The organism is Streptosporangium sp. NPDC002544, assembly GCF_040295965.1.
In the GTDB taxonomy this organism is placed as follows: Bacteria; Actinomycetota; Actinomycetes; order Streptosporangiales; family Streptosporangiaceae; genus Streptosporangium.
Window position 1 is genome coordinate 119,254 of sequence record NZ_JBEOWJ010000027.1, and the last position, 14,325, is coordinate 133,578.

Sequence of the window (14,325 nt, forward strand, 5' to 3'; positions counted from 1 at the left end):
TAAGGTCCGAAAACCTTCCTTTCACATAACGGTCAAATCACGGTAACCTCAACGTCGCGTAGCTCATTCAACGGGGAGGGGGCTTGACGATGCCTGTCGTCGTCAGCGATGCCGAGGTTACCCTGGCCGATGTTCTCTCACTTCGGCTGGCCGTCGACGAACCGCTGGCCGACGGCACCGAACTGGTCCTGCGCAACCGGGCCACCGCGGTCGAGAGCCGGGTCCCGCTGGGGGCGCCGGGCGTCCAGACGCGCGAGGCGGCGCTGGCGGTCTCACTCGCGCCGCTGGAACTGGGGCCCGGCCGCTGGGACACCTATCTGCAGCAGGGCGCGTCGCGCACCCGGCTGCGCAGCGTCGACCCCGGGTTCTCCCTCGACCACCTGGACGCGTACGCGCTGAGCCGCCGCACGCTGGCCTACCGCGCCTACCGGACCCGTAACGGCTTTCTGGCCCTGAAGATCGACGACGCCCGGCCGGCGGCCGAGGTCCGCTCCGTCTGGTTCAGGGAGGGGCGCTTCGAGGTCACCGGGCTGCTGGCCTTCACCGGCCTCGACGACGACGAGGCCCGGCACGAGGCGCGGCTCGCTCTGCGCCGCAGCCGGCCCGACGCCGAGCTGACCTCTGTTGCAACGGTCCAGGGCGTGCGCTTCCACGCCGCGCTCTCACTCTGCGACGTGCTCGCCGCGGCTCCCGACCAGACCGGCACCTGGGAACCCTCGCTGCGGGTGCGCGGCGTGGACACACCGCTCCGGCTGGGCTCCCGGCTGGACGACGTCGACGGCAAGCGCCGCCGCCTGCACTATCCCGCCGCCCAGATCGACGGGGTGCCGATCCGTCCCTGCTACACGGCGGACGACGAGCTCAGGATCGAGGTCGGCGGGTGAGGATCTGCCTGCTCGTCCCATCCGTCTACGGCATGCGTGGTGATACCCGCTCGGTGGTCAACCTCGCGGGAGAGCTGGCAGAACGTCACGACGTCGAGATCATCAGCGTCCGCCGCCAGCGGGAGAGGCCGTTCTTCCCCGTGGCGTCCGGTGTGAAGCTGTCCTGGGTGGTCGACGCCCAGCCGGGGGTGCGGCACCTGCTCCCGCGCGGCCAGATGCGCACCGAGGTCGCTCTCTGGCGGCGGTTGCGCAGCCTGAAGGCCGACGTGCTCATCAGCACCCGCCCCGGCCTGAGCGTCCAGGTGGCCAGGCACGCGCCGCGTGACGTCGTGCGGGTCGCCCGTGAGTGGGGCCGCCCGCCGGTGCCGGGGCCGATCAGGAAGTTCTACCCGCGCCTGGACGCGGTCGCCGTCGCCACCGAGTCGAGCAGGCAGGAGTGGGACCGTCTGCTGGACGGGAACGTCACGGTCGGCACGATCCCGGACGCGCTGCCCACCGGACCGTGGCCACGCTCGCGGATGGACAACCGCATCGTCGCCGCGGGCGGGCGCCTGGTGCCGACGAAGGCCCACGACCGGTTGATCCGCGCGTTCGCCGCCGTCGCGGGCAAGCGCCCCGACTGGCGGCTGCGCCTGTACGGCGGGGGTCCCGAGGAGAAGCGCCTGCGGGCCCTCGTCGGCGCCCTCGACCTGCACAACCACGTCTACTTCATGGGCACCACCTCCGACCTGACCGGCGAGTTCGCCAAGGCCTCGATCGTGGCGACCACCTCCAGGACGGAGGTGCTCGGGATGACCGTGATCGAGGCGATGGCCAGCGGGGTGCCGGTGATCGCGTTCGACAGCCCGCGGGGAGCGGGCGAGTTCGTGGCCGACGGGCGGAGCGGGGTCCTGGTCGCCGAGGGGGAGGGCGAGATCGAGGCGTACGCGTCCGCGCTGCTCGCGCTCATCGACGACGAGCGGCGCCGGCGGGAGCTCGCGGCGGGGGCACTGGAGGCCGCGGCGGTTTACGGCGCGGGCGCGGTGGCGGACCGCTGGGAGAAACTGATCGCGGCTACATCCCGCTGTGCCTGACGCGGGTACCGTTGGGACATGCATGGGTACAGCGGTGACAAGCAGGCTTATCTGACCCGGTTACGGCGGATCGAGGGGCAGATCAGAGGTCTGCAGCGGATGGTCGAAGAGGATGCCTACTGCATCGACGTGCTGACTCAGGTGTCCGCCGCCACGCGGGCGCTCCAGGCGGTGGCGCTCGGCCTGCTTGAGGATCACATCGGTCACTGCGTCGCCGACGCCATCAACACCGGGGGCCCGGAGGCGCAGGAGAAGGTCAAGGAGGCGTCGGCCGCGATCGCCCGTCTCGTCCGCTCGTGACTAGTCACATGACTATTTTTTCCGACCACGTCCCGGACCCCGTTACAGGGTCCGGGACCGGGTCTTGAAAACGGTTCTTCCGGTGGCTTCAGCAGACAGCCGAAGCACTCAACCCGAGCGCGTTGTCGAGCTCCACCAAGGTGAGGGGCCGTTCGCTGATGGCGACGGCGGACAGCACCTCGGCATAGAGCGCGATCTCGTCCAACGCGACACGGTCGTGGACTCTAGAGTCCAGGTCGTCGTGCCCCACCGCGTCGTCCTTCCTTCCGCAGCCCACACCCACTTCGAGGTTACGGCGGGCGGTCATCGGTGCCCATGGCCCATCGGGACCATTCCTCGCCCCGCCCGGCACGTCCTCAAGGAGGATCATTTCCCGATTACGAGATCACAATTCAGCTAATTGTCTGATGCGTAGGGGCCTAGAAGGATATAGGGAGAGTAAGGATGAAATAACTCTATTTGTGGTTTAAGCATACTGGCGTGTGTCAGAAGTGACGTGGATAGGTCCCCGATACTCCTGGGACGGGGTCGTCCCGCTCGTGTGTCAGCCGGTGCACGACAGCCGAGGCCGTCGTGAAACCGCGCTCGGGTACCTCGGTCCCGGTGAGCCGGCACCACGCGAGCCCGGTGGCGTAGGCGGCGCCGAGCAGGGCCGCGGCCGAGGCCCGGTCCGGCGGGTGGAGCGCGGAGGGCAGCTCGCCCGAGCGCGGCCAGCAGCCCCGCAGCGGGTGCGCGGCGTCGGTGAGCACCACGTGGAGGATGTGCCGCAGCTCGGGATCCAGCCACGGGTAGAGCCCGTCGGCCACCCTCGGCGCGAAGGCCACCAGGTCGGCGGCGAGCAGCGAGGCGGCCACCGCCCGTGGATCGGCACCCATCGGGGCGAGGAAGCCCAGTGCCTGGACCAGGTCGTAGACCATGTGCTGGAAGTGGTCGCCGGGTGAGGCGTCGGGCAGCGTCATGTGGGCCGGGCAGCGCGAGAGCCACGCGTGGCGCACCATCTCGTCGCCCTGGTGGGCGATGACGGGATCCTGGCAGGCCCGGCGGAGCAGCGGTTCGATCATGGCCAGCAGGGCGTCGGCACGCGGCCCGAATCTCGGGTCGCCGCGTACCACGGCGGCGGTGTCGGCCATCAGTGCGACCAACCGCAGGCCCGCCTCAGGGTGCCCCGCCCTGACCCGCTCGCCGTACAGCGCGACCAGCTCGCCCAGTGAGGTGGGCGGCAGCCAGCGGACCCACTCGTCGCCGGGCAGCGGGCGGGCGAGGAACTCCCCGAACATCGACAGCAGTACCTCGTTGCCGTCGAAGGCGGGGGCGTAGGCGCACCACATGAGCGTGCCCCAGATCGCGGCGACCGGGCTGGCCACCTCCCCGGCGAAGAGCCGGGTGAACGGCCCGGTGAGCGGGAAGTCCTCCCTGCGCCTGCCCCGCTGGGCGATGACCAGCTCGCGGACCCGCTCGGTGATCTCGTAGGGCACGTCGGGGCCGACGAACCCCTGGATCGACCCACGGTCGACGGCGAAGTCGGGGCCGGTCGGGATCAGATGCGGCAGGACCATCGAGGTGACCTGGATGACCTGCGCCGCGGCGCGGAAACCCCGGTCGGCGGGAGGTGCGGTCAGGTACCAGCGGCCGTCGGCGGGATCCTGGCGGTACCACCGGGCGTGGGCGCCGAACAGCCAGCGCCCGCCGTCCGGGGTGGCCAGCGTGCGCTGGGCGATGGCCTGGGCCCGCGCGAGCGGCGGGAGCCCCGTCCACCGGTGGTCGGCGACCATGATCCGCACGTCGCGCTCGATGGCGTCGAACCCATCCCACTGCCACATGCCGGTCATCGGCATTCCGGGGCGAGGGCCCCTGGCCTTCGCCACGGGCGGGATGCCCCTGCCTCCCTTCGGTCAAGGTGGTGTCCGGCACCGCGATCGCCAAGCGGGCCTCGCACGATCGTAAGGCTCTCCCGGCTGCTCCGGCAGGCGGGCGTTCAGGCCGGCGGGCGTGCCGTTCAGACCGGCGACGACACGGTCGCGGCCCGATGGCGGGCGGCCCTGGCGACGTAGCCGGCCGAGGTACGGGCGAAGGAGTCGCGGTCGTCGTCCGTGAGCTCTCGGACGATCTTCCCGGGGACACCCGCGACGAGTACCCCCGCCGGGATCCGCTTCCCCGGTGCCACCAGGGCGCCGGCTGCGATCAGCGACCCCGCGCCGATCCTGGCGCCGCCCAGCACGATCGCGCCGATGCCGATGAGCGCGCCGGTCTCCACATGGGCCCCGTGCACCATGGCCTTGTGCCCGAGGCTCACCCGGGGCTCCAGCACGGCCGGCTCGCCCGGGTCGGAGTGCAGGCAGCACAGGTCCTGGATGTTGCACTCCTCGGCGACCTCGATGTCCTCGTCGTCCCCGCGGAGGACCGAGCCGTACCAGACGTTCGCGGCGCGGCCCAGCCGGACCCTTCCGACGACCACGGCTCCCGGGGCGATGTAGGCGTCCGGATGAATCCGCGGAATCGCGTCGCCGTCGAGGGCGGCGATGTATGGCATGGCGTTCATGGAGACGATGTTAGAGGGGGGCGTTCTGTCCGGTATTTCGGCAAGCAGGTGGCGTGTTCAGGTTGCGGACTTGGGCAGTAAGCAGGAAAGTCGTCTCCTGACGTCACCTTTCCCGCCACACAACCTCCACGGGCAGTGCCATGACAAACCAGCACGAGAGCTTTCCCGACCTGATGCATGAGGACTCGTTCGAGGTCGTCATGCGCGGTTACAGCCGCCGACAGGTTCACGACTACATGGACCGCCACCGCCACCAGATTCGCGACCTGGAAGAGCGGCTCGCGCGCGCGATCGACCAGGCCGAGCAGGGCCGGATCGAGCTGTCCGAGGCACGCAGGAGGCTCTCGGACGCCCCGCAGGACTACGACGAGCTCGGCGAGCGGCTCAGCCAGATACTGAAGCTGGGAGAGGAGGAGGCCGCCTCCAAGAGGCAGGTCGCGGAGGCGGAGGCAGGCAAGCTCCGCGACGACGCGGCCACCGAGTCCGAGCGGCTGATCACCTCCGCGCAGGACCGGGCGGAGAGCATCCTGAACGCCGCGCAGCAGGAGGCCGAGCGCCGGGTGGCCGAGGCCACCGCCACCGCCGAGCAGCGGCTCGCCCACGCCGGAAACGAGGCGGAGGAGACGGTCAACGCGGCCCGTGCCGAGTCCGAGGAGACCCTGCGCAGCGCCCGTGCCGAGGCCGACCGGATGGTCACCTCGGCGAGGAGGGAGGCGGAGCAGACCGTCGAGCACGCCCGAGCCGAGGCCGAGTCCACGCTGAACGCGGCCCACTCGGAGGCACGGGCGACGGTCATCGCCGCCAACACCGAGGCGCACTCCACGCTGTCGGCGGCCCAGCAGCGGGCCAACGCCCTGGACGAGACCACCGGCCGCCGGGTCGTCTACCTCACCGACACCCACCACGAGGTCATGCGCCGCCTGCACGAGATGGGTGCCGTCCTGGGCGACCTGCTGCACCGGGAGAGCAGTGCGGGTCCCCTGGTCGACGAGGACGCGGTGCTGCCCCCGGCCCGTGTCCAGCCCGCGCTGACGGCTCCCGCCCCGGCCGAGGCCACCAACGACGTCTCCGAGGTCTCCGAGGTCTCGGGGGTCTCGGGGGTCTCGGGGATTTCCGGGGTCTCGGGGATTTCCGGGGTCTCGGGGATCTCCGGGGTCTCCGGGATTTCCGGGGTCTCGGGGATCTCCGACGAGACGTCGGACGGCACCGAGGCGCCGGCGGGGTACGCGGAGCACACCGGATCCGAGGGTGCGCGAGGCGCCGAGCCCGATGACGCCGCACCCGACCTGGAGTCCGTACGGGTGATCGTGGAAGACGACGCCCCCCGCGAGGACGCCGGTGACCGTTCTGCCGAGGAGCTTGAGGTGTACGTCGACACCGACGTCGACCTCGGCCGGGCCGCGGGAAAGAACGGGGGAAGGTACGCCGCTCCCCACAAATGAGGTCCCCTCGCCCCGAAGCGCGTGAACGGGTATCGGCACGCGTGACCGTGGATCTCAGCGGTGCCGCGGAGATCATGAGCAGGCCCGCGTGGTCCTGGAGACCGGCGCGTGATCGTGGGTCCGCGGCGTGGTCGGAGCCCGGAGCCGTCCGGAGGTCAAGCGGAAGCCCCCGCCCCCGATAGGGTCGGGGGCTTCCGCGATTGGGGGCCCGGCGCCGGGACCGCATCGGATCCGCTCACCCCGGCACCGGGCGGTCTTCAAGTGTCCTTTTCCGGCTCCGCCTCGCCGGAACGTTCCCGCTGGGTGTGCAGTTGCTCACGCAGTTCCTCAGGGCCGTCCGCGTCGATGGTCATCGCGCAGCCGACATCACGCTGGGCGGAGGTCAGCGGGTGGTGGCGGGTTGCCCACCACCTGCCCGCGTCGCTCCGCCAGATCGTCCAGTCGGGGAACTCCCGGGCGATTTCCGCTAGATGTCGGTCGAAAGACATCCGTGCACCTTCCCCGCGCCCAGGCCCGTCTTTGCGACGTTCCACCTCTGACGGTGCGGCACTTCTCTAGAGAAATCAATGATCGTGAAGGACAGGTCAACCTATCGGTTGACGGACGGTCTTGAACTATGAGTCGAAGTCGTACTGAAGTACGTAAGAGGCGGCGTCCAGGACCATCTCGTTGACCTCGACGGCGATGCCGTCGGTGGTGCGGGCGACCCGGGCGATCACGATGACCGGGGTACCGGCGGGCAGGTCGAGCTGGACGGTCTCGTGGGGATGGGGCATGCGGGCGCGGATCTCCTCGGTGAAGTGCGCCGGGGCGTGGCCGAGCTCGCCGAGGCGCGCGTAGACGCCCCCCGGTCCGGTGTCCTCCCTTGTGATCGCGGTCCCCTCCACCAGTTCGGCGGGGAAGTGGGAGACCGACAGTTGCACCGGCCGCCCGTTCACCGAGTAGCGCCGCCTGCGGACCCACACCTCGGGGCTGTCCAGCACCCGTGCCACGGGGTCCTCGGCCCGCTCCCGGTCGATGTCCACCTCGTCCACGGTGTAGGGGCGGCCCTCGGTGTCGGAGTCCCAGATGGCCGCGCCGCGCCCCCATCTGTCACGAGAGAGCCGTCGGGAGCCGTGTCGCCTGATCGGGCGGAACTGCCTGACATACACCCCCGAGCCGCGTTTGGGGACGGCCAGTCCTTCGTTGATTAACACGGAAAGGGCCTGTCTGGCGGTGGCGCGGGCTATGCCGTGCCGTGCCATCAGGGCGTTCTCGCCCGGAAGCCGATCCCCGTCTCGGAGATCGCCGGACAGGATCGCTTCGCGAAGCCCGTCGGCGATGCGCCGATAGATCGGGGGCTCGGGAGGTACCGGGGACTGCTGCACGTTCGATCACCCTCTGTCACCAACCGGGTTTGGCGTCTCCAGAGAACTTGCCCCGTCTTGTCCACGATCGCACAGATACAGGGGTTGGTAACCTGTTTCTTTTGGGGGGTATCGTGCTCGTGTGGCGAGCTTAAGGAGTTTCTCCGGTCCGTTACCGTGGAACGATCCCAGCCGCTATTCGGTCGGCCCACCACCGGCGCGTCACGGTCGCGGCCAGCAGGGCACCCGCCGTGTTGACGATCACGTCGTCGACGGAGCTCACCCGCCCCAGGCGCAGGACGTACTGGAGGATCTCCACGGTGAGTGAGGAGCCCGCCGCCACGGCCGCGATCCGGGCGAGCGAGGCGAGGCGCGCCGAGCGCACCGGGAGCATGGCGCCGAGCGCGGCGAAGACCAGAAGGTTCCCGCCGACCTGTACGAACGCCGCCTGCGCCGGCCCGTGGAGGGTCGCCCACAGGTCCACCAGGGGGAGCAGACTGACGCCGGAGTCGCCCGCCCGAGGAGTGAGGATCATCCAGATCCAGGGGGCGGTCCCGGTCACCGCGACCACGTCGGCCAGGGCGGTGCGGACGGGGCAGGGGTGACCCTTACGGGCGCGGTGGCGGGCCAGCACGTGGATGGCGACAACGGCCACCGGGACCGCGAGGAAAGTCGCTATAACGATATTTCCCCATAGCTGCCATGCCTGGTGCATGAGGCAATGATGCCGGTGCGCGCAGCCCGGCCGGCGGTCCTGTGAGGTTACGAGAAGGTGACCTTCAGGCAAGGGGCGTTCGGGGGCGTCGGACCCGAGTGGATCGGTACGGCGCGTCAGGCCCGGCCCACGCCGGGGAATTCCGGGAACCGGAACCTCGGGCTGAGCGGTGGCCGGAGTCGAGACGGTCGCAGCCGGCCCGGGATCAGATGGTTCTGGTCAGGGCGCGGGAGATGCCCAGGGCGGCGGCCTTGACGGCAGGGGCCAGCCGGGTGGGCTGGAAGCGGGCCAGCGGGACCGAGATGGACAGCGCGGCCACGGCCACCCCGTCACCGAACACCGGGGCCGCGATGCAGGCGCCGCCCAGCTGGGCCTCCTCCCGCTCGTAGGCCAGCCCCGCGGCCTGGATCTGGCCGAGCGCCTCCTCCAGGCGCCGGGGGTCGACTATCGAGTGCGGGGTCAGCCGGCGGAGCGGTCGGCCGAGAACCTCGTCGATCAGGTCGGGTCCTGAGTAGGCCAGCAGGGCCTTGCCGATCCCGGTGCAGGTCAGCGGGAGACGCCCGCCGACGCGCGAGGGCAGCGCGAAGGCCGTCTGGCCACGGATCTTCTCGACGTAGACGACGTCGAGGCCGTCGCGCACGCCCAGGTGGACGGTCTCGTGGGTGGCCTCGTAGAGGTCGTGCATGAAGGGCAGTGCCGCGTGTCTCAGGTCGCGCTCTCCGGGCACGATGCTGCCGAGCTCGAAGAGGCGGCGGCCGAGATAGTAGCCGTCGGGGCGGCGGGTGACCGCGCCGATCGAGGTCAGCTCGGTGAGCAGCCGGAAGGCCGTGGTCTTGGGCAGATGGCAGCGCTCGGCGACGTCGATCAGGCGCAACGGTCCGCCCGTGGGGCGGAACGCGTCAAGCACGAGCCAGGATTTCTCCAGCACGGACAACCGGTCGGGGTTCCGTTTCACGGAACTCATTCTTGCTTATGAACCACCTGGGCCCTATACCCGTATGGAGTGACCCAGCGAAGTACATCCCCGAGGAGAAGTCTTGTCTGACCAGGTGAACCACTTCATCGGTGGGGTGCCGGTCGCCGAGGGCGCGACGTTCGCCACGTACGACCCGGTGACCGGGCTTGTGGTGCGTGAGGTCCGCGAGGCGGACCGGTCCATCGTCGACAGAGCGGTGGCCGCCGCCCGCTCGGCCCTGCCCGCGTGGGCGGCGCTGCCGGTGGCCGAGCGGGCCGCCTGGATGCGCCGCCTCGCCGACGCGATCGAGGAGCGGTTCGAGGATCTGGTGGCCGCGGAGATCGCCGACACCGGCAAGTCGGTCGCCCAGACCCGGACCCTGGACATCCCGCGCGGCGCCGCCAACTTCAGGTCGTTCGCCGAGATCGCGGCCCAGCACCCGGAGAACGCGTTCCACCTGACGGACGTGCTGAGCTACACGGTGCGCAAGCCCCTCGGGGTGGTCGCGGTGATCGTGCCGTGGAACCTGCCCTTCCTGCTGGCGACCTGGAAGCTCGGCCCCGCGCTCGTCGCGGGCAACACGGTGGTGGTCAAGCCCTCGGAGCACACGCCCGGCTCGGTCGCGGTGCTCGCGGAGATCGCCGCCTCGATCGGCCTTCCCCCCGGCGTCCTCAACGTCGTGCACGGCTTCGGCGGCGGCTCCACCGGCCAGTTCCTGGTGGAGCACCCGGGCGTGGACGCGGTCACCTTCACCGGTGAGAGCCGCACCGGTTCGACGATCATGAAAGCGGTGGCGGACCGGGTCAAGCCCGTCTCGTTCGAGCTGGGTGGCAAGAACGCGGGGCTGGTCTTCGCCGACGCGGACCTCGACGCGGCGGTCGAGGGGAGCGTGCGGTCGGTCTTCACCAACGGCGGCCAGGTCTGCCTGTGCACCGAGCGGTTGTACGTGGAACGGCCCGTCTTCGAGGAGTTCACCGCGCGGCTGGCCAGGCGCGCGGGGGAGCTGCGGTTCGGCCGCCCTGCCGACCGGGACACCACGATGATGCCGATGATCTCCGCCGAGCACCGGGACAAGGTGCTCTCCTACTACGAGCTGGCCAAGAGCGAGGGCGCCGAGATCCGCGCCGGCGGCGGCGTGCCGCGTTTCGGCGACGACCGCGACGGTGGCTACTACGTCGAGCCGACGGTGCTGACCGGCCTGCCGCACGACTCCAGGGTGAACCGGGAGGAGATCTTCGGCCCGGTCTGCCACATCGCCCCGTTCGACACCGAGGCCGAGGCGGTCGGACTGGCCAACGACAGCGAGTACGGCCTGGCGGCGACGGTCTGGACCGCCAACCTGAGCAGGGCCCACCGGGTGGCGCAGTCGTTGGAGGCCGGGCTGGTCTGGGTCAACACCTGGTACCTGCGCGACCTGCGAACCCCCTTCGGAGGAGTGAAGCTGTCCGGCATCGGACGCGAGGGCGGCACGCGCTCGCTGGACTTCTACTCCGAACCCACCACGATCACCATCAGGCTGGAGCCGGGAAATGACTGAGTGGAGCGAGGCCGTCGACGCGTACCGGGATGCGGCCGACCGGTTGCTGGAGGCGGCGCGGAGCGGCAAGCCGTGCGCCCCGGTGCGTGAGACGTTGCCCGACCGGAGCGCCGAGACCGGCTACGCCGTACAGGAGATCAACACCAGGCGGGCGCTGGCGGAGGGGCGGCGGCTGGTCGGCAGGAAGATCGGACTGACCTCCCCCGCGGTCCAGCGCCAGCTCGGCGTGGACCGGCCGGACTTCGGGATGCTCTTCGCCGACATGGCCTACCTCGACGGCCTGCCCGTCCCGACCGACCGCTTCCTGCAGCCCAGGGCCGAGGCGGAGGTGGCACTGGTCCTCGGCGCAGACCTGGAGGGCGGCCCCTTCACGGTCGCCGACGTGATCCGGGCGGTCGACTTCGTGCTGCCCGCGATCGAGATCGTGGACAGCCGCGTCGCGGAGTGGGACATCACGCTCGTCGACACGGTCGCCGACAACGCCTCCAGCGGCGCGTTCGTCCTCGGCAACACCCCGGTCGAGCTGCGCGGCCTGGACCTGCGCCTGGCCGGGATGACCATGAGCAAGAACGGCCTGGAGGTCTCCACCGGCGCGGGCGCGGCCTGCCTCGGACACCCGCTCAACGCCGCGGTCTGGCTGGCCGACGCGCTGGGCCGCACGGACTTTCCGCTGCGCGCCGGGGACGTCGTGCTCACCGGCGCGCTCGGCCCGATGGTCGGCGTCGAGTCCGGCGATGTCTTCGAAGCACACATCGAGGGCCTCGGCTCGGTCAGGGCGGTGTTCTCATGAAGATAGCGATCATCGGTTCGGGGAACATCGGCACCGACCTGATGTTCAAGGCGCTGCTGTCGAAGAAGGTCGAGGTCTTCGCGATGGCGGGCATCGACCCCGACTCCGACGGCCTGGCCCGCGCCCGCCGTCGCGGGGTCGCCACCACCCACGAGGGCGTCGAGGGCCTGGTCGCGCTGCCCGGGTTCGCCGACGTGGACGTCGTCCTCGACGCGACCTCGGCCGGCGCGCACCGGCACAACGACAAGGTGCTGCGGGCGCACGGCAAGCGGGTCATCGACCTGACCCCCGCCGCCCTCGGCCCCTACGTGGTGCCCCCGGTCAACCTGGAGGCGCACCTCACCGAGCCGAACCTCAACATGGTCACCTGCGGCGGGCAGGCCACGATCCCGATCGTCGCGGCGGTCGCCTCGCAGGCGCCCGTCCGGTACGCGGAGATCGTCGCCTCGATCGCCTCCCGGTCGGCGGGACCCGGCACCCGGGCCAACATCGACGAGTTCACCGAGACGACCTCCCGGGCGATCGAGCAGGTCGGCGGGGCGGCCAAGGGCAAGGCGATCATCGTCCTCAACCCGGCGGAGCCGCCGCTGATCATGCGTGACACGGTCTACTGCCTGGTGGACGAGTGTGACGAGCCGGCGGTGGTGGAGGCCGTGCGGGCCATGGTGGAGCGGGTCCGCGACTACGTGCCCGGCTACCGGCTCAAGCAGGACGTGCAGTTCGAGAAGATCCCGGCCGGGGAGCCGCTCCCCGACGGCACCCGCGACGGCGGCGTCAAGGTGACCGTCTTCCTGGAGGTGGAGGGCGCCGCCCACTACCTGCCCGCCTACGCGGGCAACCTCGACATCATGACCTCCGCCGCGCTGCGCACGGCCGAGCGCCTGGCCGAGGACCGTACCGACGACGAAGGCGCGCGCGCGGAGGTGAAGGCGTGAAACTGTACGTTCAGGACGTGACGCTGCGGGACGGCATGCACGCCATCCGGCACCGTTACACCGTCGCCCAGGCCGCCGAGATCGCCGCGGCCCTCGACGCCGCCGGGGTGGCGGCGATCGAGATCGCGCACGGCGACGGCCTCTCCGGGGGCAGCTTCAACTACGGCGTGGGCGCGCACACCGACGACGAGTGGATCGAGGCGGTCGCCGGGGCCGTGAGCCGGGCGAGGCTGACCACCCTGCTGCTGCCCGGCATCGGCACCATCGACGACCTCAAGCGCGCCCACGCGCTCGGCGTCACCTCGGTCAGGGTCGCCACCCACTGCACCGAGGCCGACATCTCCGCCCAGCACATCGCCACCGCGCGCGAGCTCGGCATGGACGTGTCCGGATTTTTGATGATGTCGCATATGGCGGAGACCGAGGAACTGGCCAGGCAGGCCAAGCTCATGGAGTCATACGGCGCGCAGTGCGTCTACGTGACCGACTCCGGTGGCCGGTTGACCATGGACGGGGTCAGGGAGCGGATCCGGGCCTACCGCTCGGTGCTCGACGAGGGCACCGAGATCGGCATCCACGCCCACCACAACCTGGGGCTGGGCGTGGCCAACTCGGTGGTCGCGGTGGAGAACGGCACCTACCGGGTGGACGCCTCCCTGGCCGGGATGGGCGCGGGGGCGGGCAACTGCCCGATCGAGGTGTTCGTCGCGGTGGCCGACCTGATGGGCTGGGACCACGGCTGTGACCTGAACGCCCTGATGGACGCGGCGGACAACCTGGTCAGGCCGCTGCAGGACCGGCCGGTCCGGGTGGACAGGGAGACGTTGACGCTTGGCTACGCCGGTGTCTACTCCAGCTTCCTGCGGCACGCCGAGGCGGCCTCGGCGCGGTACGGGGTCGACACCCGGACCATCCTGACTGAGGTGGGCCGCCGCCGGATGGTGGGCGGTCAGGAGGACATGATCGTGGACATCGCGCTGGACCTCGCACGTTCGGGAGAGCAGTCATGACCGACATCCACAAGCTCGCCGCGGTCCTGGACGAGGCCATCCGTACCGGTCGCGCGGTGCCCAGGCCCGAGCAGGACTACGGCGTGGCCGACGCCTACCGGGTGCAGGAGGAGCTGATCCGGCTCCGTCTTTCGCGGGGGGACCGGCTGGCCGGGGTGAAGCTGGGCTTCACCAGCGAGGGCAAGCGCCGCCAGATGGGCGTGCACGACATCATCTTCGGCCGGGTGCCGGAGTCGTCGGTCATCGGTGACGGCTCGTACGCGGACGTGTCCGGCTACATCCACCCGAGGGCGGAGCCGGAGGTCGTCTACCTCATCGGGCGGCGCATCGCGTCGCCGGCCGACGCGTACGCGCCGGACGCCATCGCGGCCGTCGCCCCCGGTATCGAGGTCATCGACTCGCGCTACGAGGACTTCAGGTTCTCGCTGCCCGACGTGATCGCCGACAACACCTCGGCCGCCGGATACGCCGTCGGCCAGTGGCGGCCCTACGACCCGTCCCGGTGGAACCTGGGCGTCGTGCTGGAGATCGACGGGCGCGTGGTCCAGGTCGGGTCGACCGGCGCCATCCTGGGCGACCCGCGCCGGGCCCTCGCGGAGGCCGCACGCCTGGCCGGACAGATCGGGATGGTCCTGGAGCCGGGGTGGATCCTGCTCGCCGGTGCCGCCACCCCCGCCGAGCCGCTCGCGCCGGGCGCGCGGGTGCGGGCCGAGATCCAGCACCTGGGATCGGTGTCGTTCACCGCGTCCGTGCCCGAAGAGAAGTCCTGAAGGGGCGCCGGGATGCCGTCGGCGCCCGC

General features: G+C 70.8%; 16 protein-coding genes. 9 read left to right on the top strand and 7 right to left on the bottom strand.

The features are described from left to right. Window positions 1-89 precede the first annotated feature (89 nt). Genes ABT061_RS33700 through ABT061_RS33710 form a run of 3 tightly spaced genes read left to right on the top strand, consistent with a single transcriptional unit; the run spans window position 90 to window position 2,257 of the window. Window positions 90-884, top strand: coding sequence for a hypothetical protein (locus tag ABT061_RS33700; RefSeq protein ID WP_350925733.1), 795 nt, complete (start codon window positions 90-92; stop codon window positions 882-884). Further along, entirely contained in the window at window positions 881-1,957 is a 1,077-nt protein-coding gene (locus ABT061_RS33705; RefSeq protein WP_350925651.1) for a glycosyltransferase, read from the top strand. Before ABT061_RS33700 ends, ABT061_RS33705 begins: the two co-directional genes overlap by 4 nt. 18 nt (window positions 1,958-1,975) lie before the next feature. After that, window positions 1,976-2,257, top strand: a complete 282-nt coding sequence (locus ABT061_RS33710; RefSeq protein ID WP_344966736.1) for a metal-sensitive transcriptional regulator — start codon at window positions 1,976-1,978, stop codon at window positions 2,255-2,257. An 88-nt stretch (window positions 2,258-2,345) separates the two neighbouring features. On the opposite strand, the gene ABT061_RS33715 is transcribed toward ABT061_RS33710, so the two are convergent. From ABT061_RS33715 to ABT061_RS33725, 3 genes are all read right to left on the bottom strand, one after another. Next, the gene (locus ABT061_RS33715) at window positions 2,346-2,627 is read right to left on the bottom strand and encodes a hypothetical protein (RefSeq protein WP_350925654.1); all 282 of its coding nucleotides are present in this window, start codon (window positions 2,625-2,627) and stop codon (window positions 2,346-2,348) included. Window positions 2,628-2,742: 115 nt separating this feature from the next. Next, on the bottom strand, window positions 2,743-4,086 hold the full coding sequence (locus ABT061_RS33720) for a hypothetical protein (protein WP_350925656.1): 1,344 nt from the start codon (window positions 4,084-4,086) through the stop codon (window positions 2,743-2,745). 167 nt (window positions 4,087-4,253) lie between these two features. Continuing rightward, entirely contained in the window at window positions 4,254-4,796 is a 543-nt protein-coding gene (locus ABT061_RS33725) for a gamma carbonic anhydrase family protein (RefSeq protein WP_350925658.1), read from the bottom strand. 140 nt (window positions 4,797-4,936) lie between these two features. Between ABT061_RS33725 and ABT061_RS33730 the strand changes: the two genes are divergently transcribed. Then, window positions 4,937-6,238, top strand: coding sequence for a hypothetical protein (locus tag ABT061_RS33730; protein ID WP_350925660.1), 1,302 nt, complete (start codon window positions 4,937-4,939; stop codon window positions 6,236-6,238). Window positions 6,239-6,495: 257 nt separating this feature from the next. Here the strand turns inward: ABT061_RS33730 and ABT061_RS33735 are convergent, their stop codons facing one another. The 4 genes from ABT061_RS33735 to ABT061_RS33750 form a co-directional block, all read right to left on the bottom strand. After that, on the bottom strand, window positions 6,496-6,726 hold the full coding sequence (locus ABT061_RS33735) for a hypothetical protein (protein WP_350925661.1): 231 nt from the start codon (window positions 6,724-6,726) through the stop codon (window positions 6,496-6,498). Window positions 6,727-6,852: 126 nt separating this feature from the next. Then, window positions 6,853-7,605: a GntR family transcriptional regulator gene (locus tag ABT061_RS33740; RefSeq protein WP_350925663.1), complete on the bottom strand. Its 753-nt coding sequence runs from the start codon at window positions 7,603-7,605 to the stop codon at window positions 6,853-6,855. 151 nt (window positions 7,606-7,756) lie between these two features. After that, window positions 7,757-8,239, bottom strand: coding sequence for a VanZ family protein (locus tag ABT061_RS33745; protein WP_350925665.1), 483 nt, complete (start codon window positions 8,237-8,239; stop codon window positions 7,757-7,759). Between the two features lie 265 nt (window positions 8,240-8,504). Beyond that, on the bottom strand, window positions 8,505-9,263 hold the full coding sequence (locus tag ABT061_RS33750; RefSeq protein ID WP_350925667.1) for an IclR family transcriptional regulator: 759 nt from the start codon (window positions 9,261-9,263) through the stop codon (window positions 8,505-8,507). A gap of 73 nt (window positions 9,264-9,336) precedes the next feature. On the opposite strand from ABT061_RS33750, the gene ABT061_RS33755 reads away from it, so the two are divergent. From ABT061_RS33755 to ABT061_RS33775, 5 genes are read left to right on the top strand one after another with little or no spacing between them, the layout of a single operon-like run. Beyond that, window positions 9,337-10,791: a 2-hydroxymuconic semialdehyde dehydrogenase gene (locus ABT061_RS33755; RefSeq protein WP_350925669.1), complete on the top strand. Its 1,455-nt coding sequence runs from the start codon at window positions 9,337-9,339 to the stop codon at window positions 10,789-10,791. Then, complete coding sequence (locus tag ABT061_RS33760; protein ID WP_350925671.1) at window positions 10,784-11,581, top strand: 2-keto-4-pentenoate hydratase; 798 nt, start codon at window positions 10,784-10,786, stop codon at window positions 11,579-11,581. Before ABT061_RS33755 ends, ABT061_RS33760 begins: the two co-directional genes overlap by 8 nt. Continuing rightward, window positions 11,578-12,516, top strand: a complete 939-nt coding sequence (locus tag ABT061_RS33765; RefSeq protein WP_350925673.1) for an acetaldehyde dehydrogenase (acetylating) — start codon at window positions 11,578-11,580, stop codon at window positions 12,514-12,516. Before ABT061_RS33760 ends, ABT061_RS33765 begins: the two co-directional genes overlap by 4 nt. Beyond that, window positions 12,513-13,526, top strand: coding sequence for a 4-hydroxy-2-oxovalerate aldolase (dmpG, locus tag ABT061_RS33770; RefSeq protein ID WP_350925675.1), 1,014 nt, complete (start codon window positions 12,513-12,515; stop codon window positions 13,524-13,526). The genes ABT061_RS33765 and dmpG overlap by 4 nt, the downstream gene beginning before the upstream one ends. After that, complete coding sequence (locus ABT061_RS33775) at window positions 13,523-14,296, top strand: 2-keto-4-pentenoate hydratase (RefSeq protein ID WP_350925677.1); 774 nt, start codon at window positions 13,523-13,525, stop codon at window positions 14,294-14,296. The genes dmpG and ABT061_RS33775 overlap by 4 nt, the downstream gene beginning before the upstream one ends. Window positions 14,297-14,325: the final 29 nt, after the last annotated feature.